At 67.2% G+C, this 20,281-nt stretch carries 16 protein-coding genes, 1 tRNA gene and 1 pseudogene; 9 read left to right on the plus strand and 9 right to left on the minus strand.

Annotation, left to right across the window (positions count from 1 at the left end; all coding sequences use genetic code 11):
• Positions 1-87: 87 nt before the first annotated feature.
• The 3 genes from IPK27_03570 (at position 88) to IPK27_03580 (ending at position 2,208) form a co-directional block, all read left to right on the plus strand.
• Positions 88-1,401, plus strand: coding sequence for a YihY family inner membrane protein (locus IPK27_03570; GenBank protein ID MBK8066718.1), 1,314 nt, complete (start codon positions 88-90; stop codon positions 1,399-1,401).
• A gap of 68 nt (positions 1,402-1,469) precedes the next feature.
• Entirely contained in the window at positions 1,470-1,934 is a 465-nt protein-coding gene (locus IPK27_03575; GenBank protein ID MBK8066719.1) for a TlpA family protein disulfide reductase, read from the plus strand.
• 7 nt (positions 1,935-1,941) lie between these two features.
• Positions 1,942-2,208 (plus strand): acylphosphatase, encoded by a 267-nt coding sequence (locus tag IPK27_03580; GenBank protein ID MBK8066720.1) that lies wholly within the window; start codon positions 1,942-1,944, stop codon positions 2,206-2,208.
• 472 nt (positions 2,209-2,680) lie between these two features.
• Here IPK27_03580 and ppk2 read toward each other — a convergent pair whose 3' ends face one another.
• Positions 2,681-3,457, minus strand: a complete 777-nt coding sequence (gene ppk2 / locus IPK27_03585; GenBank protein ID MBK8066721.1) for a polyphosphate kinase 2 — start codon at positions 3,455-3,457, stop codon at positions 2,681-2,683.
• A 126-nt stretch (positions 3,458-3,583) separates the two neighbouring features.
• Between ppk2 and IPK27_03590 the strand changes: the two genes are divergently transcribed.
• A complete protein-coding gene (locus tag IPK27_03590) occupies positions 3,584-6,466 on the plus strand; it encodes a diguanylate cyclase (GenBank protein ID MBK8066722.1) in 2,883 nt (960 codons plus the stop codon).
• Between the two features lie 66 nt (positions 6,467-6,532).
• Here IPK27_03590 and IPK27_03595 read toward each other — a convergent pair.
• The 5 genes and pseudogenes from IPK27_03595 to IPK27_03615 all read right to left on the minus strand — a co-directional run bounded on the left by IPK27_03595 (position 6,533) and on the right by IPK27_03615 (position 10,804).
• Positions 6,533-6,607 (minus strand) — tRNA-Val (locus IPK27_03595).
• A 73-nt stretch (positions 6,608-6,680) separates the two neighbouring features.
• A complete protein-coding gene (locus IPK27_03600; GenBank protein ID MBK8066723.1) occupies positions 6,681-7,283 on the minus strand; it encodes a hypothetical protein in 603 nt (200 codons plus the stop codon).
• A gap of 328 nt (positions 7,284-7,611) precedes the next feature.
• Positions 7,612-8,035, minus strand: a pseudogene (gene tnpA, locus IPK27_03605) (IS200/IS605 family transposase).
• Positions 8,036-8,201: 166 nt separating this feature from the next.
• On the minus strand, positions 8,202-10,337 hold the full coding sequence (gene rlmKL, locus IPK27_03610; GenBank protein ID MBK8066724.1) for a bifunctional 23S rRNA (guanine(2069)-N(7))-methyltransferase RlmK/23S rRNA (guanine(2445)-N(2))-methyltransferase RlmL: 2,136 nt from the start codon (positions 10,335-10,337) through the stop codon (positions 8,202-8,204).
• Entirely contained in the window at positions 10,334-10,804 is a 471-nt protein-coding gene (locus tag IPK27_03615) for an alpha/beta fold hydrolase (GenBank protein ID MBK8066725.1), read from the minus strand. The genes rlmKL and IPK27_03615 overlap by 4 nt, the downstream gene beginning before the upstream one ends.
• Positions 10,805-10,924: 120 nt before the next feature.
• Between IPK27_03615 and IPK27_03620 the strand changes: the two genes are divergently transcribed.
• Positions 10,925-11,485, plus strand: coding sequence for an N-acetylmuramoyl-L-alanine amidase (locus IPK27_03620; GenBank protein ID MBK8066726.1), 561 nt, complete (start codon positions 10,925-10,927; stop codon positions 11,483-11,485).
• 502 nt (positions 11,486-11,987) lie between these two features.
• Complete coding sequence (locus tag IPK27_03625; protein ID MBK8066727.1) at positions 11,988-13,187, plus strand: fatty acid desaturase; 1,200 nt, start codon at positions 11,988-11,990, stop codon at positions 13,185-13,187.
• 98 nt (positions 13,188-13,285) lie between these two features.
• Here the strand turns inward: IPK27_03625 and IPK27_03630 are convergent, their stop codons facing one another.
• A complete protein-coding gene (locus IPK27_03630) occupies positions 13,286-14,248 on the minus strand; it encodes a hypothetical protein (protein ID MBK8066728.1) in 963 nt (320 codons plus the stop codon).
• 253 nt (positions 14,249-14,501) lie between these two features.
• Between IPK27_03630 and IPK27_03635 the strand changes: the two genes are divergently transcribed.
• Positions 14,502-14,660, plus strand: a complete 159-nt coding sequence (locus IPK27_03635) for a hypothetical protein (protein ID MBK8066729.1) — start codon at positions 14,502-14,504, stop codon at positions 14,658-14,660.
• Positions 14,661-14,877: 217 nt separating this feature from the next.
• Positions 14,878-16,086, plus strand: coding sequence for a multidrug effflux MFS transporter (locus tag IPK27_03640; protein ID MBK8066730.1), 1,209 nt, complete (start codon positions 14,878-14,880; stop codon positions 16,084-16,086).
• A 280-nt stretch (positions 16,087-16,366) separates the two neighbouring features.
• Here IPK27_03640 and IPK27_03645 read toward each other — a convergent pair whose 3' ends face one another.
• The gene (locus IPK27_03645; protein MBK8066731.1) at positions 16,367-16,915 is read right to left on the minus strand and encodes a GNAT family N-acetyltransferase; all 549 of its coding nucleotides are present in this window, start codon (positions 16,913-16,915) and stop codon (positions 16,367-16,369) included.
• Positions 16,912-17,694: a c-type cytochrome gene (locus tag IPK27_03650; GenBank protein MBK8066732.1), complete on the minus strand. Its 783-nt coding sequence runs from the start codon at positions 17,692-17,694 to the stop codon at positions 16,912-16,914. Before IPK27_03650 ends, IPK27_03645 begins: the two co-directional genes overlap by 4 nt.
• A 640-nt stretch (positions 17,695-18,334) precedes the next feature.
• On the opposite strand from IPK27_03650, the gene IPK27_03655 reads away from it, so the two are divergent.
• A complete protein-coding gene (locus IPK27_03655; protein MBK8066733.1) occupies positions 18,335-20,233 on the plus strand; it encodes an ATP-dependent DNA helicase in 1,899 nt (632 codons plus the stop codon).
• The last annotated feature ends 48 nt before the right edge of the window (positions 20,234-20,281 follow it).

Raw genomic sequence — 20,281 nt, forward strand, 5'->3', positions numbered from 1 at the left:
CCTGCACGTGGACCACCTGCGAATGCGCGTCCCCTGCCGCGGCCTTGCCACGTAAACTCGCCTTCCAGTCCCCGCGCCCGAAGCCGCATGCGTTCCAGGATCGCCACCGCCCTCAAGCGCCCGACCGAGCAGACGCTGGCTTTCGCGCGCTTCCTCGCCCGGCGCTTCAACGACGACCAATGCTTCGAAGCGGCCGGCGCGCTGTCCTTCACGACGGTCTTTGCCCTGGTCCCGCTGCTGACGGTGACGATCAGCGTGCTCGCTTCATTTCAGGAGTTCGAGCGCTTCATCGATGCCCTGACCGACTGGGTGTTCAAGCACTTCGTGCCGGCGGTTGGCGAGCAGATCGAGACCGAGCTGCTGGCCTTCATCGACAAGGCCTCGCAGCTGACAGCCGTGGGCATCGCCGCCCTGTTCGTCAGCGGCCTGCTGCTGGTCACCTCGATCGAACACTCGTTCAACCGCATCTGGCGGGTGGTCGCGCCGCGCCGCGCGCTGGCCCGCTTCGTGGTGTTCTGGGCCGCGCTGACGCTGGGGCCACTGCTGGTCGGGGCGGGCCTCGCGGTCAGCTCGGCGCTCCTCGCCAGTCCTTATCTCGCGGCACTGTCCGCGCGCTTCGGACTGGAGTCGATGGCGCTCGCGGCGCTGCCTTTCCTGGTGACCTTCGCCGCCGCCTCGCTGGCCTATCTGATCGTGCCGAATTGCCCAGTGCGGCTGCGCCACGCGCTGCTCGGGGGCTTGTTCTGCGCAGCTGCATTCGAGGTGGCCAAGTGGGGCTTCGCCCAGTTCATCGGGCGCTTCGCGAGTTACCAGCAGATCTACGGCGCGGCGGTGGCGCTGATCCCGGTCACCTTGTTGTGGATCTATGTCTCCTGGGTGGTGGCACTGCTCGGCGCCTCGCTGACCGCGGCGCTCGGCGCCTTCGCGCATGAGGCAACCAAGCGCGACTTGCCCGAGCGCGAGCGCTTCCCGGCCCTGCTGCGCCTGCTGGCCCGCCTGCGCGAGGCGCAGCTGCAGGGTGTCGGGCTGTCGGTGGGCGAATTGGCCGGGCGCCTGCCGGATGTGCCGGAATCGACCATCGCTGACTTGCTTGGCACGCTGGAACGCGAACGCATCGCCCAGCGCACCGACATCGGCAGCTGGATCCTCTCGCGCGACCCGGAAATCGTGCGCATTCGCGCCCTTTACCGCGGCGGCGGCTTCCTGCTCCCGCTGTCCGATGGCAAGCACACCCACACGCCGGCAAGCAACGTCGATGCACGCGTGCGCCAGATGTGCGAGAACGCGGCGCAGGCGGCCGAGCGCCAGTTCGATCAGGCGCTGGCCGAGTTGTTCCGCAAGCCGGGCGCGCGGCGCGACGATCCCTCGGCCAGCCTGCCGGTCGAGCAGCCGCCAAACTGAATCTGTCAGTCATCGGCCGTGCGCCCGGTCGGCTGCATACTCCAACAGTCCGTCTCGAGGCTCTGCGCATGTCGAATCGTTTCCGCACGCTCCTGCTGTCCCTTGCCCTGGTTGGCAGCAGCGCCGGCGCCGCGCCGGTGGAGCTGTCGTTACCCACCCTGGATGGCAAGACCTTCGATGTCGCCGCGCTGCGCGGACAGTGGATCGTGGTGAACTACTGGGCCACCTGGTGCGGGCCATGCATCAAGGAGATGCCGGAGCTGGACGAACTCGATCACGCGCGCGAGGACGTCAGCGTGATCGGCCTGGCCTTCGAGGAAACCACCCCGGAGGACCTCAAGGCCTTCATCGCGGAGCGCAAGATCAGCTACGCCATCGCCGCCGTGGACGTCTACGCCCCGCCCGCTGCCTTCGCCGTGCCCAAGGGTCTGCCGACCACCCATCTGATCGGCCCGGACGGCGAGCTCAAGCAGAGCTTCCTCGGCCCGGTCACCCGCGCCGACCTCGAGCGCGCGATCGACGCCGCCAGGTAAACGCGCAATGCCCACCCGGCGCTTCCTCGTCAGCGGCCGTGTGCAGGGTGTCAGCTACCGCGCCGCAACCCGCAACGAAGCACGCGCGCTGGGCATCCACGGGCACGCACGCAACCTGCCCGACGGCCGCGTCGAGGTGCTCGCCCAGGGCAGCGACGAAGCCCTGGCGAAGCTCGAAAGCTGGCTCTGGCGCGGCCCCCTGCTGGCAAGGGTCGATGCGGTGGAGGCGGCGGATGTGGATGCGCCGGTGGCGGGTGGGTTCGTGATCGGGTGAACGCTTCTTACCAGACTGCGTGAAGGCTGGTTGTAGATTGTGGGTTGTGGGTTGTGGGTTGTGGGCAGCAAGGCTGGTATTCGCGAACATGTGGGACTTCCGGCCGCCCCTGCCGGTGCGCTTTTTCGCGCAGCGAACTGTCGCGCGCCCTTGCCTGCTTGTTTGTCAGCAAAGGACGCCAAGGGCGCAAAGAAGAGCGTCCTGGGCTGCTCAACATTCCCATGCCACGGATCCGGCAATCGATTTGGCTCTACTTTGCGCCCTTTGCGTTCTTTGCGGACAAAAGTCTTTTATTTCAGATGCTTGAATCAACTGCGGTGGGAGCGGACTCCGTCCGCGATCTCTTCCCATCGGTCACCGGAAGCAGATCGCGGCTGAAGCCGCTCCCACGGGCTGCCGGCTCGCCTGCTTCGCTGCCCGTAACCCAGAACCCGGCAACCCACAACCGGCGCACAACCGCCAGTCCGCCGCCTCAGTACACCGCCTTCGCCCTGGCCACGCGCTTGGGATAGCTCTCCTTCGCCGGCTTCTTTGTCAGCGGCGGCAATTCGAGCGGTTCGAGCGCCACCTCGTGGTCCGGCAGGTGGTCGAGCAGGTGGCGGATGAAGTTCAGCCTGCCGCGCTTCTGGTCGTTCATGTCGACCAGGGTCCACGGTGCTTCGGGCACGTCGGTGGCCTCGAACATCGCGTCGCGTGCCGCGGTGTAATCGCGATATTTGCCGCGCGCGGCGAGGTCGATCGGCGAGATCTTCCAGCGCTTCACCGGATCGCTCAGGCGCTCGGCGAGGCGTTCTTCCTGCGCCTGCTGGTCGCAGGCGAACCAGTACTTGAACAGCAGGATGCCGTTGTCGACGAGCATGCGCTCGAAGCGCGGGCAGTCTTCCAGGAAGCGCCGGTATTCCTCGTCATTGCAGAAGCCCATGACCTTCTCGACGCCGGCGCGGTTGTACCAGCTGCGGTCGAACAGCACGATCTCGCCAGCGCTCGGCAGGTGTTCCACATAGCGCTGGAAATACCACTGGGTCTTCTCGCGGTCGCTCGGCTTGGACAGGGCGACCACGCGGCAGGCGCGCGGATTGAGGCAATCGGCGATGGCGTTGATGGCCCCGCCCTTGCCAGCGGTGTCGCGGCCCTCGAACAGCACCACCAGGCGCTGGCCGGTGTGCTGCAGCCAGCGGTGCATGACATTCAGCTCTTCCTGCAAGGGCTCCAGCGCCTTGCGGTAGTCCTTGCCGCTCATCTCGCCCATCGGATGCTCCATGGCGCCTGGTGCGCCGTCGAAAGCCATTGCGGCCAGCCTACGTGAATTCCCCGGCGTGCGGAAAGCCGCCTTCGCCACTGCCAACTGCCCTCGTCGGCTGGATACACTGCACCGGTGATCCGCGCCTTCCTCCTCGCACTGTTGCTCGCCACTCCCGCGCTTGCGCAGCGGCCGCTGCACGAGATGCGCCTGGATGGGTGGACGGTGGACCGCGGCCTGCCGCACAACACCGTCCTCGCCCTGGCGCAGACGCGCGACGGTTATCTGTGGATCGGCACCTGGGAAGGCCTGGTGCGCTTCGATGGCGCACGCTTCTCGCCGCTGCCGGCCAATGCCGATCCCACGCTCCGCGGCTCGGGCGTTTTGGCGCTCGCCGCCGCGCCGGACGGCAGCCTGTGGATCGGCACCCATGGCGGCGGCATCTTCCAGCATCGCCAGGGACGCTACATCGTGCACAGCCGTCCCGGGGTCGATCTGCGCGAGCACGTGGTCGCCCTGCTGGTCACGCGCGGCGGAATCGCCTACGCCGGCACCTCGAACGGGTCGGTGCTGCGGCTCGACGCGAGCGGGCCCCATCCACTCCGTTTCGATACCGATGCCGGGCGAGTCAACGTCTACAGCCTGGCCGAAGATCGCGAGGGGCGCGTCCTGGCGGCCACCGACGGCAACCTGATGCTGCTCGATGGCGAGCAGCTGCGCCCGCTGGCCCCGCGCTGGCCCGGCGCCACGGCGCCACTGGTCTCAAGGCTGGCGGCCCGCGCCGCCGGAGGATGGTGGCTGGCAAGCTCACAGGGCCTGATGCGCCTGGACCCGGACCTGACGCAGGTGCACGCGGCGGGCTTCGATGCGGCGTTGACGCGCGTGCTGGAGGACCGCGACGGCTCCCTCTGGCTGGGCGCGGAATCCGTCGGCCTGGTGCACCTGGACGGCGGGCGGCGCGAGGTCCTGGGGCGCACCGAGGGCTTGCCAAACTCGCGGGTCGCCTCACTGTTGCGCGACCAGGAAGGCAACTTGTGGATCGGCAGCAATGGCGGGCTGGTGCGCCTGCACGCAGCGGCTTTTGGCGCGGTGACCGAGCACCAGGGCCTGGCCGACCCTTTCGTCCGCACCCTGCTGCCACTGGCGGACGACCGCCTGCTGGCGGGTGGGCCAGCGGGCGTCGACCTGCTGGTGCATGGACGGGTACAGCGCCGTCCGGCCTGGCTGGACCCGCTCGGGCCGCAGTCCGTGCTGTCCCTGGCGCAGGGCAAGGACGGGAAGCTGGCTATCGGCACCAGCGCGGATGGCGCCTGGGAATGGGACGGCGGCCAGTTGCGCCGCCGCCGCGCGCCCGCCGAGCTGGGTTCGTCGCAGGTGCGCGCAACGTTGGTCGACGACGATGGCAGCGTCTGGTATGGCAGTACCCTGGGCCTGTCGCGTTGCGCGGGGGCGGACTGCCGCATCTACCGCCGCGGCGACGGGCTCGAGGGCGATTTCGTCACCGCCCTGACGCGCGACCGCAAGGGCGCGCTGTGGATCGGCACATCCATGGGCGCCACCCGGATGGATCGCAGCGGGCTCGCGCCAGCGCCCTTCGCCGACGGCGTGGCGCGCTCGGTGTTCGGTTTCCTGCACGATCGCGAGGACCGGTTGTGGATCTGCAGCGACGGCGGTGTCGGGCTCTGGCGCAATCAGCGCTTCGAGATGCTCGACCGCCGGCATGGCCTGCTCGACGACGCGGTGTTTGCGCTGGTCGAGGATGCCGGCGGACGCTTCTGGCTGACCAGCAACCGGGGCGTGCTCCGGCTCGCGCCGCAGGAGCTGATGGATGTGCTGGACGGCCGCCGTTCGCGCGTGGCCGGCCGCCAGTTCGGACGCGCCGACGGATTGCCCTCGAACCAGATGAACGGCGGTTCGCAGCCCTCGGCAGTCCGCGATGACGCCGGCAGGCTCTGGTTCGCGACCGCCGGCGGTGTCGGGTTCGTCGACCCCGACTCACCCATGGTCGACGCACCGGCGCCGGCGCCGCGGGCGACGATCGAAGCGGTGCTGATCGATGGCGCCGAAGCCGACCTGGACCGGGAGGTCATCATCGGCGCAGACCAGCGCAGGCTGCAGCTGCGCTTCGGCGGAATCAGTTTCGCGGCGCCGGGCCGCCTCCAGTTGCGCTATCGCCTGTTCGGTTTCGATCCGGCCTGGCAGATTGCCGACAGCGAACGCAGCGCCGGTTACACCAACCTGGCACCCGGCAGCTATCGCTTCGAAGTCGAGGCCGGCTGGCCGGACGCGCCCACCGCGGGCAGTCGTGCGGTCCTGCGCATCGCAGTACTGCCCGCCTGGCACCAGCGGGTCGAGGTGCGCATTGGCGGCGGCGTCGCGCTGACCTTGCTGCTAGCGCTGGCCCTGCACTGGCGCGTCCGCGCCTTGCGCCTGCGCGCCGCGAGCCTGGAGCGGGAAGTCGAGCGCAAGACGCGCGACCTGGTCGCCGAACGCGACGCGCTGGCACAGGCCAACCGCCGCAACGCCGAACTCGCCGAGCAGCTTGGCCGCCAGGCCCGCGAAGATCCGCTGACCGGCCTGGCCAACCGCCGGCATGCGGACCAGGTTCTGATCCAGAGCCTGCGCGAGGGTCCGGTGACCCTCGCGCTGCTCGACATCGACCACTTCAAGGCAATCAACGATCGCCACGGCCATGCATTCGGCGATCAGGTCCTGCAGGTCTTCGCCCAGGCCATGCGCGGATGCGCCGGCGCCACGCTGGCAGCGCGCGTCGGCGGCGAGGAATTCCTCCTGCTGTGGCCGGGCGACGTCCGCGACCAGGCCAGACGGCAGCTCGAAGAGTTGCGCGAACAACTGCGCGCGCACTCCTGGCCCCAGTCCGCCGGCTGGCGCCCGGCATTCAGCGGCGGCCTCGTGCTCGGCGCGGCTGGCGGCCACCCCGACGACGCCTACCGGCGCGCCGACCAGGCGCTCTATCGCGCCAAATCCGCGGGGCGCGACCAGGTCGTCGACGGCTGATTGCTCCGGAGCAGACCCCGGAAATGGAAAGGGCCCGCCGAAGCGAGCCCAAGTCCTTGATCTGATTGGTGGGCGGTACTGGGATCGAACCAGTGACCCTTGCCGTGTGAAAGCAATGCTCTACCGCTGAGCTAACCGCCCGTCAAGCGAGCCGCGAAATATACCGGCGGGCGGTTGCGGGCGTCAACCGCCAGCAACCGCGCGCCTGACCGACTCACCAGCCGCGGCTACGCGACGATTCGTCGGCGTGCTCGCGGGCCCGTTCGTAGGCGCTCTCGTTGCGACCGTAGCGATCGTGGCGACCATCGCGGTCGTAGCGCGCGTGGCGGTAGCCGCGGTCATCATCGCGATAACCATACTCGCGCCGGTCGTAGCGATCGCGCCGGTCGTAACGATCGTACCGGTCACGTCGGTCGTAACGATCGTACCGGTCATGGCGGCCGTAGCGGTCGTAACGGCTGTACCTGGGCGCCGAGTAGCGATAGCCGTAGTACGCAGGCGTGCGGTAGCCGTAGTAGCCGCCGCATCCGTAGTAGCAATCATCGTAGGCATAGACCGGCCGCCGGTAGCCGCCGACGAACCAGGGATCGCGGTAGCCGTAACCGTAGCCGTATCCGCGACCGTATCCGGCGTATGACCACGCCGGCGCGTGCAGCCCTATCGAGGTGTACGAGTGCCCGCCGGAGCGGCCATAGCTGATCGAGTATCCGCCATGACGGCCGTAGTCCGACCAGCCGATCGACCAACCCCCGGCGCTCGCCACCGAGGCCAGGCCCAGGCCCGCAAGGGCCAGCAACACCAGAACGAAACGACGCATGGCATTCCTCCCCGCCCCGGACGCCCGGGATGGCATCAAGGTAAGGCAAGGGGATGAATGGGGAATGAAACGGCGCGGCCTTGGCTAGTTGTGGGTTGTGGGTTGTGGGCCGCGGAGCCGGAGGGCCGATGGCCTGCGGCGCTGCGAATAGGCCAGGAGCCTGCGGGCCTTGCTGCCCACAACCCAGAACTCAGAACCCACAACCGGACTCAAGAGCAGGTAAGTATCCCCCGGCAGAGCCGGGGGCTTTAAATGTGTGAGCCGCTCAGTGATAGGGCGGGGACGTTGACACGTCCCCACATCATTGGCGCCACCTGAAGGTGGTCTTTCACCGTAGTAGCTCCAACTGATCCAGTCGCGTGTCCTCAGCTTCCTGGTTCCGAATGTACGCGCGCACTACCGCTTCGTCAGCGCCAACGGTCGAAACGAAGTAGCCTCTTGCCCAGAAGTGCTGCCCCACGAAGTTCCGGCTTGCGCCTCCGTACACCCGCGCCAAGTGGATCGCGCTCTTACCCTTGATGTATCCCACCACGTTCGACACCGCGTACTTCGGCGGAATCCGAAGCAACATGTGCACATGGTCGCGCATCAAGTGCCCCTCCTCCACCTCACTCTTCTGCGAAGCCAACCCTTGAACAGACCCCGAGATACCCGCAGTCCTCGTACAACGTGCGGCGGCGGCACTTCGGTATGAACACGACGTGGTACAGGCACTCCCACTGCGTGTGATTTAAACTTCGATACTTGTCCATCGCGGTTTCTCCTCATCGTGCTTGGCGGCTCACGACGGGAGTCTCCGCGATGGACTCCAGCAAACGTCAAACTTCTACTGCCACCCCGGCAGAGCCGGGGGAACTCCCCTGCTGCTTAGGGCCTCAAGCTACTCCGGCCGTGTCCAAACCCACCGAACCCACCGGCTCATCCCCACCCTCGCACCCAGAACGCCCGGTGGATCCGCTGGTCGCGGGCGAAGTCGGGCGGGATGCTGGCTTCGGTGACGTCGTCGATGCGCGCCACCTCGGACAAGTCCGCATCTAGCTTGAACTTGCGCAAATTGCATACGAACAGGATGCGCCCGCCCGGCGCCAGGCAACGCAGCGCATCGCGCAGCAGCGCGCCGTGGTCGCGCTGCACGTCGAACACGGTCGGCGTGCGCTTGGAGTTGGAGAAGGTGGGCGGGTCGATGTACATCAGGTCGTAGCGCTCGCGGCACTGGGCCAGCCAGCGCACCGCGTCGTCCTGCACCAGCTGGTGGCGGCGCAGGTCGAGGCCATTGATGCGGAAATTGCGCTCGGCCCAGCCGGTGTAGGTGGGCGACAGGTCCACGCTGATGCTCTCGCGCGCACCGCCGAGCGCGGCGGCGACGGTGGCCGAACCGGTGTAGCAGAACAGGTTGAGGAAGCGCAGGCCGCGCGCGCTGTCGTGGATCCACTCGCGGATCTGGCGACCGTCGAGGAACAGGCCGGAATCGAGGTAATCCTGCAGGTTCACCTCGAAGCGCGCGTCCGCCTCGGAGACGGTGAAGAACTCGCCGCTCTGGTCCTGTCGGCGGTACTGAGCGTCCGGCGACTGGGTGCGGCGCTGCTTGAGGTAGACGTTTTCGGCGGGCAGGTCGAAGGCGCGCCGCGCGGCGTAGACCAGGTCCTTGAAGCGCTCCTCGGTCTTGGCCTGCGGGATTTCGGCCGGCGCGGCGTATTCCTGGATGTGCAGGCGGTCGCCGTAGACATCGATGGCCGCGGCGTACTCGGGCAAATCGGCGTCGTAGATGCGATAGCACTCGATGCGCTCGCGCTCGAGCCAGCGCTTGAGCCGCTTGCGGTTCTTGCCGATGCGGTTGTAGACCATCTCCGCGCCGGGGCTGCGGAAGCGCACCGGACCGTCGCTGCGCACCACCGGCGCAGACACCGCACCGGTGATCAGCAGGCACTCGATGGCGCCGTTCCACAGCACCTGTCCCTTCTCGGCGCGCAACTCGGTGGCGCGCGCCAGCGCCTCGCTGCCGGCCAGCAGGCCGAAGCGCCAGCCGACAAAGGACTGCTTCAGCGCAGCCCCGAACTCCCGGTGCAAGGGCATCAGCTCGCGCTCGTCGCCCAGGCGTTCGCCGTACGGCAGGTTGGCGACGATGAGCCCGTGCTCGAAGCCCGCCGGCACCTGCAGCTTGCGCGCGTCGAGCGCCGCCAGGTGGCAGAAGCCGGCGACCTTCGCCGCCTGCAATTGGCCGCGCGCCAGGCGGATGGCGGTGGGATCGTTGTCGCTGCCGAAACCGCGCACCAGCAAGTTCTGCAATCCGGTCTGCGCGCGCTCGTCGGCGGCGACCTTGACGGCTTGCCACAGCGCGTCGTCATGCCCGCGCCAACGGCTCCAGGCGAAGTGCTCGCGCAGCCATTGCGCGGGCACGTCGGCGGCCATCCACAGCGCTTCGATCAGCAGCGTGCCACCGCCGCAGAAAGGATCGACGATGGCCGCCCTGCCGCGCGCGATTTCCGGCCAGCCGGCGCGCACCAGCACCGCCGCGGCGAGGTTCTCCTTGATCGGCGCCTCGTGGCCGAGCTTGCGATAGCCGCGCTCGTGCATCGCGCCGCCGACCAGGTCCAGCGAAATCGCCGCGCGCCCGCCCTTGATCACCACGTGCACGCTGGCATCGGGCGTTTCGGCGTCCACGTAAGGGCGCACGCCCTCGCGCTCGCGGAAGGCGTCGGCGATCGCATCCTTGACCCGCAGCATCGCGAAACGGGTGTCGCGGAACAGCGAGGACTTGCCGGCCACGTGGATCGCGAAACGGTCTTCGGAGCCGAAATGTTCGTGCCAGGGCACGCCCTTGGCCACCTCGTACAACTGCTCGGAACTGGTCAGCTCCACCTCGACCAGCTTGAGCAGCCAGCGGCTCGGCAGGCGCGCGCAGTAGCCGATGCGGTAGGCCTGCTCCAGGGTCGCCGTGCACGAGACCCCGGCGGCGGTTTCGCGGATCTCGCCGGCACCGAAGGCGGCCAGTTCGCGCGCCACCAGCGGTTCCAGCCCGCGCGCACAACTGGCAAAGAAGGGCAGCGTACTCATGCGTGCACATGCCCGAGGAAGGCCGCGAAGTCGCGTTCGATGTCGGGGACCACGTCGGTCAGGCGATGGTCGCTGTCGTACAGGTGCAGGGTGGCGCGCGTCTGCGCGGCCAGCGCGTAAACCTCGTCGGGTGCGATCAACTCGTCGCGCCAACCATGCACGATGGCGATCCGCCGCGCACGCAATTCCAGGTCCGGCACGCCTCCCGGGATGCGCACCGGCGGCGCCAGCAGGAACAATCCGGCCACCTCGCGCTGCAGCGAAGCCAGGCCCGAGACGTACGCACCCAGGCTGGACCCAACCAGCACCAGCGGCCGCGGCGCGGCGTCGATCTTCGGCAGCAGCCGGTCCAGCCGCGCCAGCGGATCGACGATGCCCTGGTCGTCCACCCGCTCTTGGGTGTAGCCGAGGGCTTCAGCCACCGCCGCCAGCCGGGTGACCTTGGTCGCGTTCGGACCGCTCTCCATGCCGTGCGAGAGGATCACGTGGCCGCGGGTTGGGTTGCTCAAGGGTCGCTCCGAAGGCTGTTGCGCATGCGCCGGCCCCCTATCCTAGCGGCTGCGCCACCGCCGGATCAGGAAAGCCGCATGTTCGTTGCCAATCCCCTGCCCTACATCGACAAGCTCGGGCCGCGCGAGATCGCGCAGGTCGAACTGGTGGTGATCCACTGCACCGAGCTGCCGAGTCTGGCCATCGCGCGCAAGTTCGGGGAGATCACGCACTACGACAGCGGCACCGGCAACAGCGGCCACTACTACATCGACCGCGACGGCCACACCGAGGAATACGTGCCGCCCGAGCGCATCGCGCACCACACGCGCGGCTGGAACCCGCGCTCGGTGGGGATCGAACTGGTCAACAGCGGGCGCCACCCGGACTGGCTGGATTCGCGCCACCAGCAGATGACCGAGCCCTACCCGCCGGCCCAGGTCGATGCGCTGGTCGCGCTGCTGGCCGACCTGCGCCAGCGCTGCCCGGCGCTGACCGACATCGCCGGGCATGAAGACCTGGACCTGGCGGAGGTGCCGGCCAGCGATGATCCGTCGATCCTGGTCCGGCGCAAACGCGACCCGGGACCGATGTTCCCATGGCCGGAAGTGCTGGCGCACTGCGGCCTGCGGCGGCGAATGGCGGCGCAGTTGCCTTGAGGGCACGGGGCAGTCGGCGGATTTCGGTCTTGGATCGACCGGCGGCAGCCGGAAAGATCGCGGACAGAGTCCGCTCTGACCGAGCATGATTCACGTCTATGAAATAAAAGACATTTATCCGCAAAGGACGCAAAGGACGCAAAGTAGAGCCGAATCCATAGCGGGCTATGCGGTGGCATGGGGATAACGCGCAACCCAAGACGCTCTTGCCTTCTTTGCGTCCTTTGCGTCCTTTGCGGACAAAAAAGCAGGCACGGGTGCGCGAGAGATCGATGCGGGGACAAGCGCACCGGCAAGGGCGACCGGTACTCCCACAAGAGCAGCTGCGCGCGAGCTTCGCCAACAACCAACAACCAACAACCAAGAACCAAGAACCAACAACCGGAACCAAACCCCAACGGCCACCCTCAACCCTCCGCACTCCCCGACCATACGCCCGCGTCCGTAGAACTGGCACCGAGGCGCACCGATAATCGGCGCGCCCTCGCTTCCGGACATACCGATGCCCGCTGATTTCCTGTCCTTCCTTGCTGCTGGCCTGAGCGGTTCGCAGTGGTGGCTGGTCGCCACCTGGTTCGTCTGCGTGACCCAGTTGACGATCTTCGCGGTGACGCTGTACCTGCATCGCAGCCAGGCGCATCGCGGCGTCGAGTTCCATCCGGTGGTCGCGCACCTGTTCCGCTTCTGGGCCTGGCTGACCACGGCGATGGTGACCAAGGAGTGGGTGGCGATCCACCGCAAGCACCACGCCAAATGCGAGACCGAGGAGGATCCGCACAGCCCGCAGATCCACGGCATCGCCAAGGTGCTGTTCCACGGGGTGGTGCTGTACCAGCAGGCGCGGCGGGACCGCGCGCTGGTCGAGCAGTACGGCAGCGGCACGCCGGACGACTGGATCGAGCGCAAGGTCTATGCCAAGGCGCCGCCGCTCGGCCCTGTGCTGATGCTCGCCATCGACTTCGCGCTGTTCGGCGTGATCGGCATCGCGATCTGGGCGATCCAGATGCTGTGGATCCCGGTGCTCGCTGCGGGCGTGGTCAATGGCCTCGGCCACTGGTGGTGTTACCGCAATTTCGAGACCACAGACAGCTCCACCAACCTCACGCCATGGGCCTTTTTCATCGGCGGCGAGGAGTTGCACAACAACCACCACGCCTACCCGAGTTCATCGAAGTTCGCGCTGCGCAACTACGAGTTCGACATCGGCTGGCTGGCGATCCGCATCCTGTCGGCGCTTGGCCTGGCGAAAGTCACCCGGGTGGCGCCGAGCCTGGCGATCCGCCCGAATGTGTCGATGCCCGACATGGAGACGGTCAAGGCGCTGCTGACGCACCGCTTCGGCGTGATGCGCGACTACTTCCGCGGTGTCATCGTGCCGGTGCTGCGCGAGGAAGCCGCGAACGCCGGCGACCGGATGGCGCTGCTGCGCGGCCGCCTGCGCCGCGCACTGGCGAACAACGGCCGTTGGCTGGACGAGGCCTCGCGCGAGCGCATGAGCGCCTGGGTGCGCGAGCGCCCGCTGGTCGCCACCGTGATGGACTACCAGCGCCGCCTGGCCGAAACCCTGGAACGCTCCGGCCGCAACGGCGAAGCCCTGCGCGAGGCCATCCGTGCCTGGTGCGAAGACGCCGAGCGCTCCGGCGTGGCCGCGCTGCAGCAGTTCGCGCAGAGGCTGAAGGGGTATCAGTTGGTGGCGGATTGAGGCGTGCTGAAGCTCGGTAGGAACTGACAGGCGCTCTGGTTGCCCAATTCCATCCCGGTCTGGCTGTCGAAACGGCTCGACGCCGACACGCCTGCGCTTCAAGGTCCTCGCGGGAGCCTGGCGTTCACTGCCGCGATATACCGCTGCATCAACTCGAACTGGTAGCCCGACAGATCCCAATGCTGGATCCGGGTCATCACATCCAGACCTAAAGGGCAGTTGCCGGTGTCATAACACCGCGACAGAACCTCGAAATCATTGGGGCCGCAGTACCGCCCTGCTTGGCAGCTCACCCACTCCGCGGCACTACTCCGGATCGTGCGAATCTCCTTCTGCCTGAATGACCGCATCGATTGTGGAAACACCATCGCTTCAATCTCGCGGGCTATTGGCCCACCGCCACGACCCAAAGCACTCATGGCCATCTGAATCACCCATGGATCATCCGCTTGCGTATAGGCATTGACTATTTCCGCCTCACTCATCCCCTCAAAAAGCAATGCGGCCTGAGCCATATGATCGCCCGCCCTTGCCGCATCTTTCAGGCGCTGCTCATATTCACTCATCAGTTCTCTGCGATCACCGGCGACATAAGGCAGATCGCAGTAAGCGGTCATCAAGGCGAGCGCCTTTTCGGCTGCAGCGCGCTGCGCTCCTTCTGTTTTTAGTCGAGCGAGTCCATGCCGCGGGTGAAAGGCGTCATCAGCGTTCAAGAAACTGCTGCAGCGCATGTCCAGCACCCTCAACGCAAACATGGCTTCAAGATCCCCTGCGTTGGCTCTGCGCATCATTTCGGCATCGGTGCTGCGCGCATTCGTGGCGCGATTCAGCAGGTCCAACGCGGACCTCGCCGATTGCCGCGGGATGCTGGATGATTCCGGCGGTGAGCGATTGGCTAAGTCTGCCTCTGACTCGGATTTGGAATCCTCCGCCAGCGACAGGTTCGCGGGCGCCGGCGGCAAGACCGGCGTTTCATTCTGCGCACGCATTGAGTAAATCAAGGAAGCGGCAACCAGAAGGATGATCGCCGCCCCCATCGCCATGCGAACGTGTTTGTTCATGGAGACTCTATGGCGCACAGTCGGGAGCCGAGCGTTCACTGAATCCAATCGCATCATGTAATCCCGCACCAGTCCGCACATAAGTTCCGGAAGAGTTATCGGTGAAATAAACGTCAAAGTCTGACCCAGATTTTGCGCGTCTACATATGCCTGTCTCAGTCGCCCTGCGATGTCGTTCCCATAGGTGTCTCCCAGATATGACCGATATCAATTCCATACCGCCGCTTCTCGACCCTGAACGTCCCCGTCGCAAATGACCATCAAGAACCGCGGCGCAGCCATGTGCGAGATCTCATCCATCTGCACTGGCAATTCAGCCAACGCTGCGGGAAACCAGTTCGAGCACCCGCTGCTGCAAATGGCCGAGCCAATCTGGACACCTACCACCTCCACCGCCGGAAGCGTCGTTTGAGCGGAAGTCCAGGCCATCGGAGACAACAACAGAACAACAAAAGCAGCCGTACGAAGCATATATGGGAACTCCTCGATCCGTCGCGTGAAGAAGCAGAAGATTCCTGCAAGACGGAACCCCCCAGTTCATCAATGGCAACAATCTGCACAGCAGGATGAATGGGGGCGCACACACAAACAGGCATCATCCCCTGTCCTTTGCCCTGCCCGCCCCCGACGTGTCCGACGCCACCGCCCGCTACAACGCCGGTCCGCTGATCGCGATCATCGCCTCGCTGTCGATGATCGGCCCGTTCGCGATCGACACCTTCTTCCCGGCGTTTCCGGCGATCGGCAAGGAATTCGGCGCGTCGCCCTTCCAACTGCAGCAGACGCTGTCGCTGTACCTGGTGGCTTACGCCGTGATGTCGCTGTGGCACGGCGGGCTGTCCGATGCGCTCGGGCGCAAGCCGGTGATCGTGGTGTCGCTGAGCGCATTCACGCTCGCCTCGGTGGGCTGTGCGCTGGCGACCTCGATGGACATGCTGCTGGCCTTCCGCGTACTGCAGGGCCTGTCCGCCGGCGCCGGCGTGATCGTCGGCCGCGCGATCGTGCGCGACTGCTTTGCCGGCGCGCGGGCGCAGCGGGTGATGAGCGGCGTCAGCATGCTGTTCGGCATCGCGCCGGCACTGGCGCCGATCATCGGCGGCTACCTGCTCTACTTCGGCTGGCGCGCGTCCTTCTGGTTCCTGGTGCTGTGGACGGGCGCGGTGATCGCGGCGGCCTGGCGCTGGTTGCCGGAAACTCACCCGTTGCCCGCACGCACGCCGCTGCACCCGGGCAATCTGATGCGCGGCTATTTCACGATGTTGAAGAGCCGCGACTTCGTGCTGCTGTGCTTTGCCGGCGGCTTCAATTTCGCCGCGATGTTCGTCTACATCAGCTCGGCGCCGGTGTTCGTGATGGAACTGCTCGGGATGAACGAGCGCCAGTTCGCCGCCTTCTTCGTGCCGACCATCAGCGGCATGGTGCTCGGCTCCTTCGCCAGCGGGCGGATGGCCGGCCGCGTGCGCCCGCGCAGTGCGATGTTCCTCGGCTACGCGCTGATGCTGGCCGCCAGCATCGGCAACATCGCCTACACCCAGTCGGTGGCCACGATCAGCTGGCCGTGGGCGGTGCTGCCCATCGGGCTGATCGCCTTCGGCGTGGCGCTGGCGCATCCGCTGCTGACCATCGCCAGCATGGACCTGTTCCCCGAGCGCCGCGGCGGTGCCAGTTCGCTGCAGATGTTCCTCAGCCTGATCGTCAACGCCAGCGTCGCCGGCCTGCTGTCGCCGCTGCTGCAGCACAACGCCAGCCACCTCGCCCTCGGCGCTGCGGCGATGACCCTGACCGGCCTGGTGCTGACCTGGCTGGCGCGGCGGTCGATCGCGGGACATGCGGCCTGAGGATGCAGCGAAGCCGCAATCCGGAGACCTGTGGGATTCCCGGTCGCCCCTGCCGGGGCGCTCATTCGCGCATCGAACTGTTGCGTACCGGCACCTGCTTTTTTGGTCCGCAAAGGACGCAAAGAAAGCAAATGCGCCCGGTGTTGCTCAAAATCCCCATGCCCCGCATCCGGCCATGGATTTGGCTCTACTTTGCGTCCTTTGCGTCCTTTGCGGAAAAACACTTATTCCCACCAACCGGCACAGGATCGCGGCTGAAGCCGCTCCCACTGGCGCAACCTCACCCCTCCACCAGCTCCCGCAGCAGCAACCCGAACAGCACCGAGTCCTGCACTTCGCCGGCCACCACCCAGCGCTCGCGGGCAAAGCCTTCGCGCTGGAAACCGAGGCGCTCGCACAACCGCAGCGAGGCCAGATTGCGCGGATCGACATCAGCTTCGATGCGCCGCAGCCCCATCTCGTCGCGGGCAAAGCGGAGCAAGCGCCTCAGCGCGCACTGTGCGTGGCCGCGGCCCCAGTGCGGCGAGCCGAGGATGTAGCCGATCTCGGCGCGGCCCTGCTCGCGATCGATGGCAAACAGGGTGGTGGTGCCGATCACCCGGCCCTGGGCGACATCCTCGATGCCCCACTGCAGCAGATCGCCCCGCTCACGGCCGGCGTCGATGGCGGCGAGGTAGCCGCGGGTCTCATCGAGGTCCGCAAACGGCGGGCGGCTCCAATAGCGCATCGCCACCGGGTCCGAGAACACCGCATGCAGGTCGACCAGGTCCAGTGCGTCGAGCTGGCGCAGGCGCACGGCGCCTGCATCGAGCGTGGGCAGCCGGATCATGGGCGCTGGTCCGCGGCCGGCAGCGATTTGAGGTACTGGTAGAGCGCCTCGACCTCGGTATCGGTCATCGCAGCGAACGCGCTCCACGGCATGTATTGCGGCTCCATCTTGCGGCCATCGGGGAGCACGCCGGTACGCAGCGCGGCGCCGAACTGCGCCAGCGTCCAGTCCTTGATCGCGCCCTTGGGTGTCAGGTTGGCGGCCGCCGGGGACTGCGGCGGCTGGCCGGGAATCGGGCCACCGGCGAAGTTGCTGCCGTGGCAGCCGGCGCACATGTTGGCCACGTATTCGCCGTACTCCACCGTAGGCGCCGCCAGCGGCTGCGCCGGGCGCAACGCATGATCGATGCGCTCGGCCGTCAGCAGCGGCAACTGGCCGGCTCCCAGCAGGATCTGGCCGAGCAGCGTCAGCCGGGTCGGCGGATTCTCGCGGTCGACCGGCGGCACGCTCTGGACATAGGCCAGCAGGGCCGCGTAGTCGGCCTCGGACATGACCGTGTTGTCGTCGCTCGGCATCAGGATCAGCGGCCGGCCGCCGGGACCCACGCCGTGGCGAATCGCACGCTCCCAGTCCTCCGGGGTGTAGGCCGCCACCACGCCGCCCTTGCCACGGGTGAGGTTCGGTGGCACCAGGTCGCCGATCGGTGCCTGCACCAACAGCTGGCCGCCGAGGTCAGCGCCATGGCATTCGAGGCAGCCGCGGATGGTCGCGATGCGCTTGCCCTCGACCAGGTCCGGCGGCGCCAGCGGGCGGTGCGCGGCGCGATGGCGATCTCCCATTGGTGCGACAGGATCGACTGTCCGCGCCAGGCCAGCGCACCCGCCAGCAGGATCGCCACCAAGACCAGCGCCACCAGAACCTTCAATATCGTCTTCATTCCACTTGCCTCTTCTATCCCTGAAAGTTCGCAACAGCCCGCCTTTGGCGGTGGGGAAGATCGCGGCTGAAGCCGCTCCCACTCAGGCCTGCAAGAGTCCCGGCCGCCCCCGCTGGTGCGCTCTCCCTTGCCAGCTATTCTTGTCCGCAAAGGACGCAAAGAACGCAAAGAGAGCAAGAGCGTGGTGGGTTTCGCAGCGTTCCCAAATCCCCGCAAGTCCGCTAGCGGACTTGGCTCTACTTTGCGTTCTTTGCGTCCTTTGCGGACAAAATGTCTTTTATTTCATCAACATAGTATCTAGCCCTACGAGAGCCGACGGTGTCGGCGGGCTCGCCGGGCCGCGACCAATGCACACCGATGGCTCTCACGCTGCGTCGCAACCAGCGAGGCCGCCGCACGATCCGTGCCTCAGGTGCGAATAACACCTGTTCCGCATTTTCAGATCATGTGCACAAAGCAACAGGAAATCTCCTACAGCCGCCCGCGGCCCGGCGCGTCGGGCCTCACGTAGACTCCGCGCTTTCCGCCATCCGATCCCGCGCATGTCTGCAGCCGAGGCCCTCGGCCCCGATAGTCCTTTCGCCGCAGATCCCAACTTCGTCGCGCGCGAGCAGCAGCAGCGCATGGCGGCGGCGGTGGAAGCCACCCTGGCCAGTGGCGGCGCGCTCGCGGTGGAGGCCGGCACGGGTACCGGCAAGACCTACGCCTATCTGGTGCCGGCGCTGCTGCAGAACCAGCGCGTGATCGTCTCCACCGGCACCAAGACGTTGCAGGACCAGCTCTACCACCGCGATTTGCCGCGGGTGTGCGCCACGCTCAAGCTCAACCCGAAGAAGGCGCTGCTCAAGGGCCGCGCCAACTATCTCTGCCTGCATCGGCTGGAGATCGCCGAGGACGCCGCCCGGCTGGCCAGCCGCGAGGCAGTGCGCGACCTCGCCGAGATTCGCGCCTGGGCGCGCCTGACGCGCAGCGGCGACCGGATGGAACTGGACAAGGTGCCGGAGGATTCCTCGGTGTGGCCGTGGGTGACCTCCACCGCCGACAACTGCATCGGCAGCGAATGCCCGCGCTTCAACGACTGCTTCGTGGTCAAGGCGCGGCGCAAGGCGCAGGAAGCGGACGTCGTGGTGGTCAACCATCACCTGCTGTTTGCCGACATGGCGATCAAGCGCGAAGGCTTTGGCGAGATCCTGCCCGGCGCGCAGGCCTTCATCCTCGACGAGGCGCACCAGATCGGCGAGATCGCGAGCCAGTTCTTCACTGTTTCGCTGAGCTACCGCCAACTGGTCGAACTGGCGCGCGACATCCTCACCGAGGCCGGTGCTCAATCCGGCGCACTCGCCCTGCTGAAGGCGCCGGTGGACGAGGTAGAGCTGCGCAGCCGCGAATTCCGCCTGGCGCTGGACTCGCTGCCGATCAAGGGCCCGTGGTGGCAGGCGGCGGAGCAGCCTGGCGTGGTCGAGGCCAAGGACGCGCTGTCCAAATCGCTCACGCAACTGGTCGAGGCGCTCGACGCCCAGGCCGAGCGCAGCACGGGCCTCACCGCCTGCGCCGAGCGCGCGCGCGACGCGATCACGCGGCTGGAACGCGCGGCCGGCGCGCCTGGCGAGGGCGAGGTCTGCTGGTACGAGCTGTTCCAGCGCGGCTTTGCCGTGCACGCGACGCCGCTGGATGCCGCCGAATCGCTGGCGCAGTACCGCGCCGCCTCGCGCGCGGCTTGGGTGGCGACCTCGGCGACGCTCGCGGTGGGCAAGTCCTTCGCCCTGTTCCAGCGCTCCACCGGCTTCTTCGGCGCCGAGACGCTGCAGCTCGACAGTCCTTTCGACTACCCCAACCAGGCGCTGCTGTACCAGCCGCAACGGATGCCCGAGCCGAACCAGCCGGGCTACACCGAGGCCGTGGTGCGCGCCGCGCTGCCGGTGCTCGCGGCGTCGAAGGGCCGCGCCTTCCTGTTGTTCACCTCGCACCGCGCACTGCGCGAGGCGGCCGACATCCTGCGCGAGGAAACCCGCTATCCGCTGTTCGTGCAGGGCGAACGCCCGCGCCCGGCGTTGCTGGCGGACTTCATCGCCTCCGGCAACGGGGTGCTGCTAGGCGCCGCCAGCTTCTGGGAAGGCGTGGACGTGGCCGGCGACGCGCTCTCGCTGGTGGTGATCGACAAGCTGCCCTTCGCCCAGCTCGGCGACCCGGTCATGGAAGCGCGCCTGGAAGCCATCCGCGAAGCCGGCGGCAACCCTTTCCGCGACTACCAGCTGCCGAGCGCCGTACTCGCGCTGAAACAGGGCGCCGGCCGCCTGATCCGCAGCACCCGCGACCGCGGCGTGCTCATGCTGTGCGACCCGCGCCTCGTCACCAAGGCCTACGGGCGCCAGTTCCTCGACTCACTGCCGCCGATGCGCCGCACGCGCATGCTCGCGGACGTCGAGGAGTTCTTCGGGTGACCGGGACCGGTTAAACGCGGAGACGCAGAGAGCGCGGAGAAGAGCGAA

Source organism: Rhodanobacteraceae bacterium, assembly GCA_016713135.1.
In the GTDB taxonomy this organism is placed as follows: domain Bacteria; phylum Pseudomonadota; class Gammaproteobacteria; order Xanthomonadales; family SZUA-5; genus JADKFD01.

Excerpts from the sequence above, each read along its gene's own strand:
- IPK27_03570 (MBK8066718.1), top strand. The coding sequence starts at position 88 with ATGCGTTCCAGGATCGCCACCGCCCTCAAGCGCCCGACCGAGCAGACG.
- IPK27_03575 (MBK8066719.1), top strand. The coding sequence starts at position 1,470 with ATGTCGAATCGTTTCCGCACGCTCCTGCTGTCCCTTGCCCTGGTTGGC.
- IPK27_03580 (MBK8066720.1), top strand. The coding sequence starts at position 1,942 with ATGCCCACCCGGCGCTTCCTCGTCAGCGGCCGTGTGCAGGGTGTCAGC.
- ppk2 (MBK8066721.1), bottom strand. The coding sequence starts at position 3,457 with ATGGGCGAGATGAGCGGCAAGGACTACCGCAAGGCGCTGGAGCCCTTG.
- IPK27_03600 (MBK8066723.1), bottom strand. The coding sequence starts at position 7,283 with ATGCGTCGTTTCGTTCTGGTGTTGCTGGCCCTTGCGGGCCTGGGCCTG.
- rlmKL (MBK8066724.1), bottom strand. The coding sequence starts at position 10,337 with ATGAGTACGCTGCCCTTCTTTGCCAGTTGTGCGCGCGGGCTGGAACCG.
- IPK27_03615 (MBK8066725.1), bottom strand. The coding sequence starts at position 10,804 with ATGGAGAGCGGTCCGAACGCGACCAAGGTCACCCGGCTGGCGGCGGTG.
- IPK27_03620 (MBK8066726.1), top strand. The coding sequence starts at position 10,925 with ATGTTCGTTGCCAATCCCCTGCCCTACATCGACAAGCTCGGGCCGCGC.
- IPK27_03625 (MBK8066727.1), top strand. The coding sequence starts at position 11,988 with ATGCCCGCTGATTTCCTGTCCTTCCTTGCTGCTGGCCTGAGCGGTTCG.
- IPK27_03630 (MBK8066728.1), bottom strand. The coding sequence starts at position 14,248 with ATGAACAAACACGTTCGCATGGCGATGGGGGCGGCGATCATCCTTCTG.
- IPK27_03635 (MBK8066729.1), top strand. The coding sequence starts at position 14,502 with ATGACCATCAAGAACCGCGGCGCAGCCATGTGCGAGATCTCATCCATC.
- IPK27_03645 (MBK8066731.1), bottom strand. The coding sequence starts at position 16,915 with ATGATCCGGCTGCCCACGCTCGATGCAGGCGCCGTGCGCCTGCGCCAG.
- IPK27_03650 (MBK8066732.1), bottom strand. The coding sequence starts at position 17,694 with ATGGGAGATCGCCATCGCGCCGCGCACCGCCCGCTGGCGCCGCCGGAC.
- IPK27_03655 (MBK8066733.1), top strand. The coding sequence starts at position 18,335 with ATGTCTGCAGCCGAGGCCCTCGGCCCCGATAGTCCTTTCGCCGCAGAT.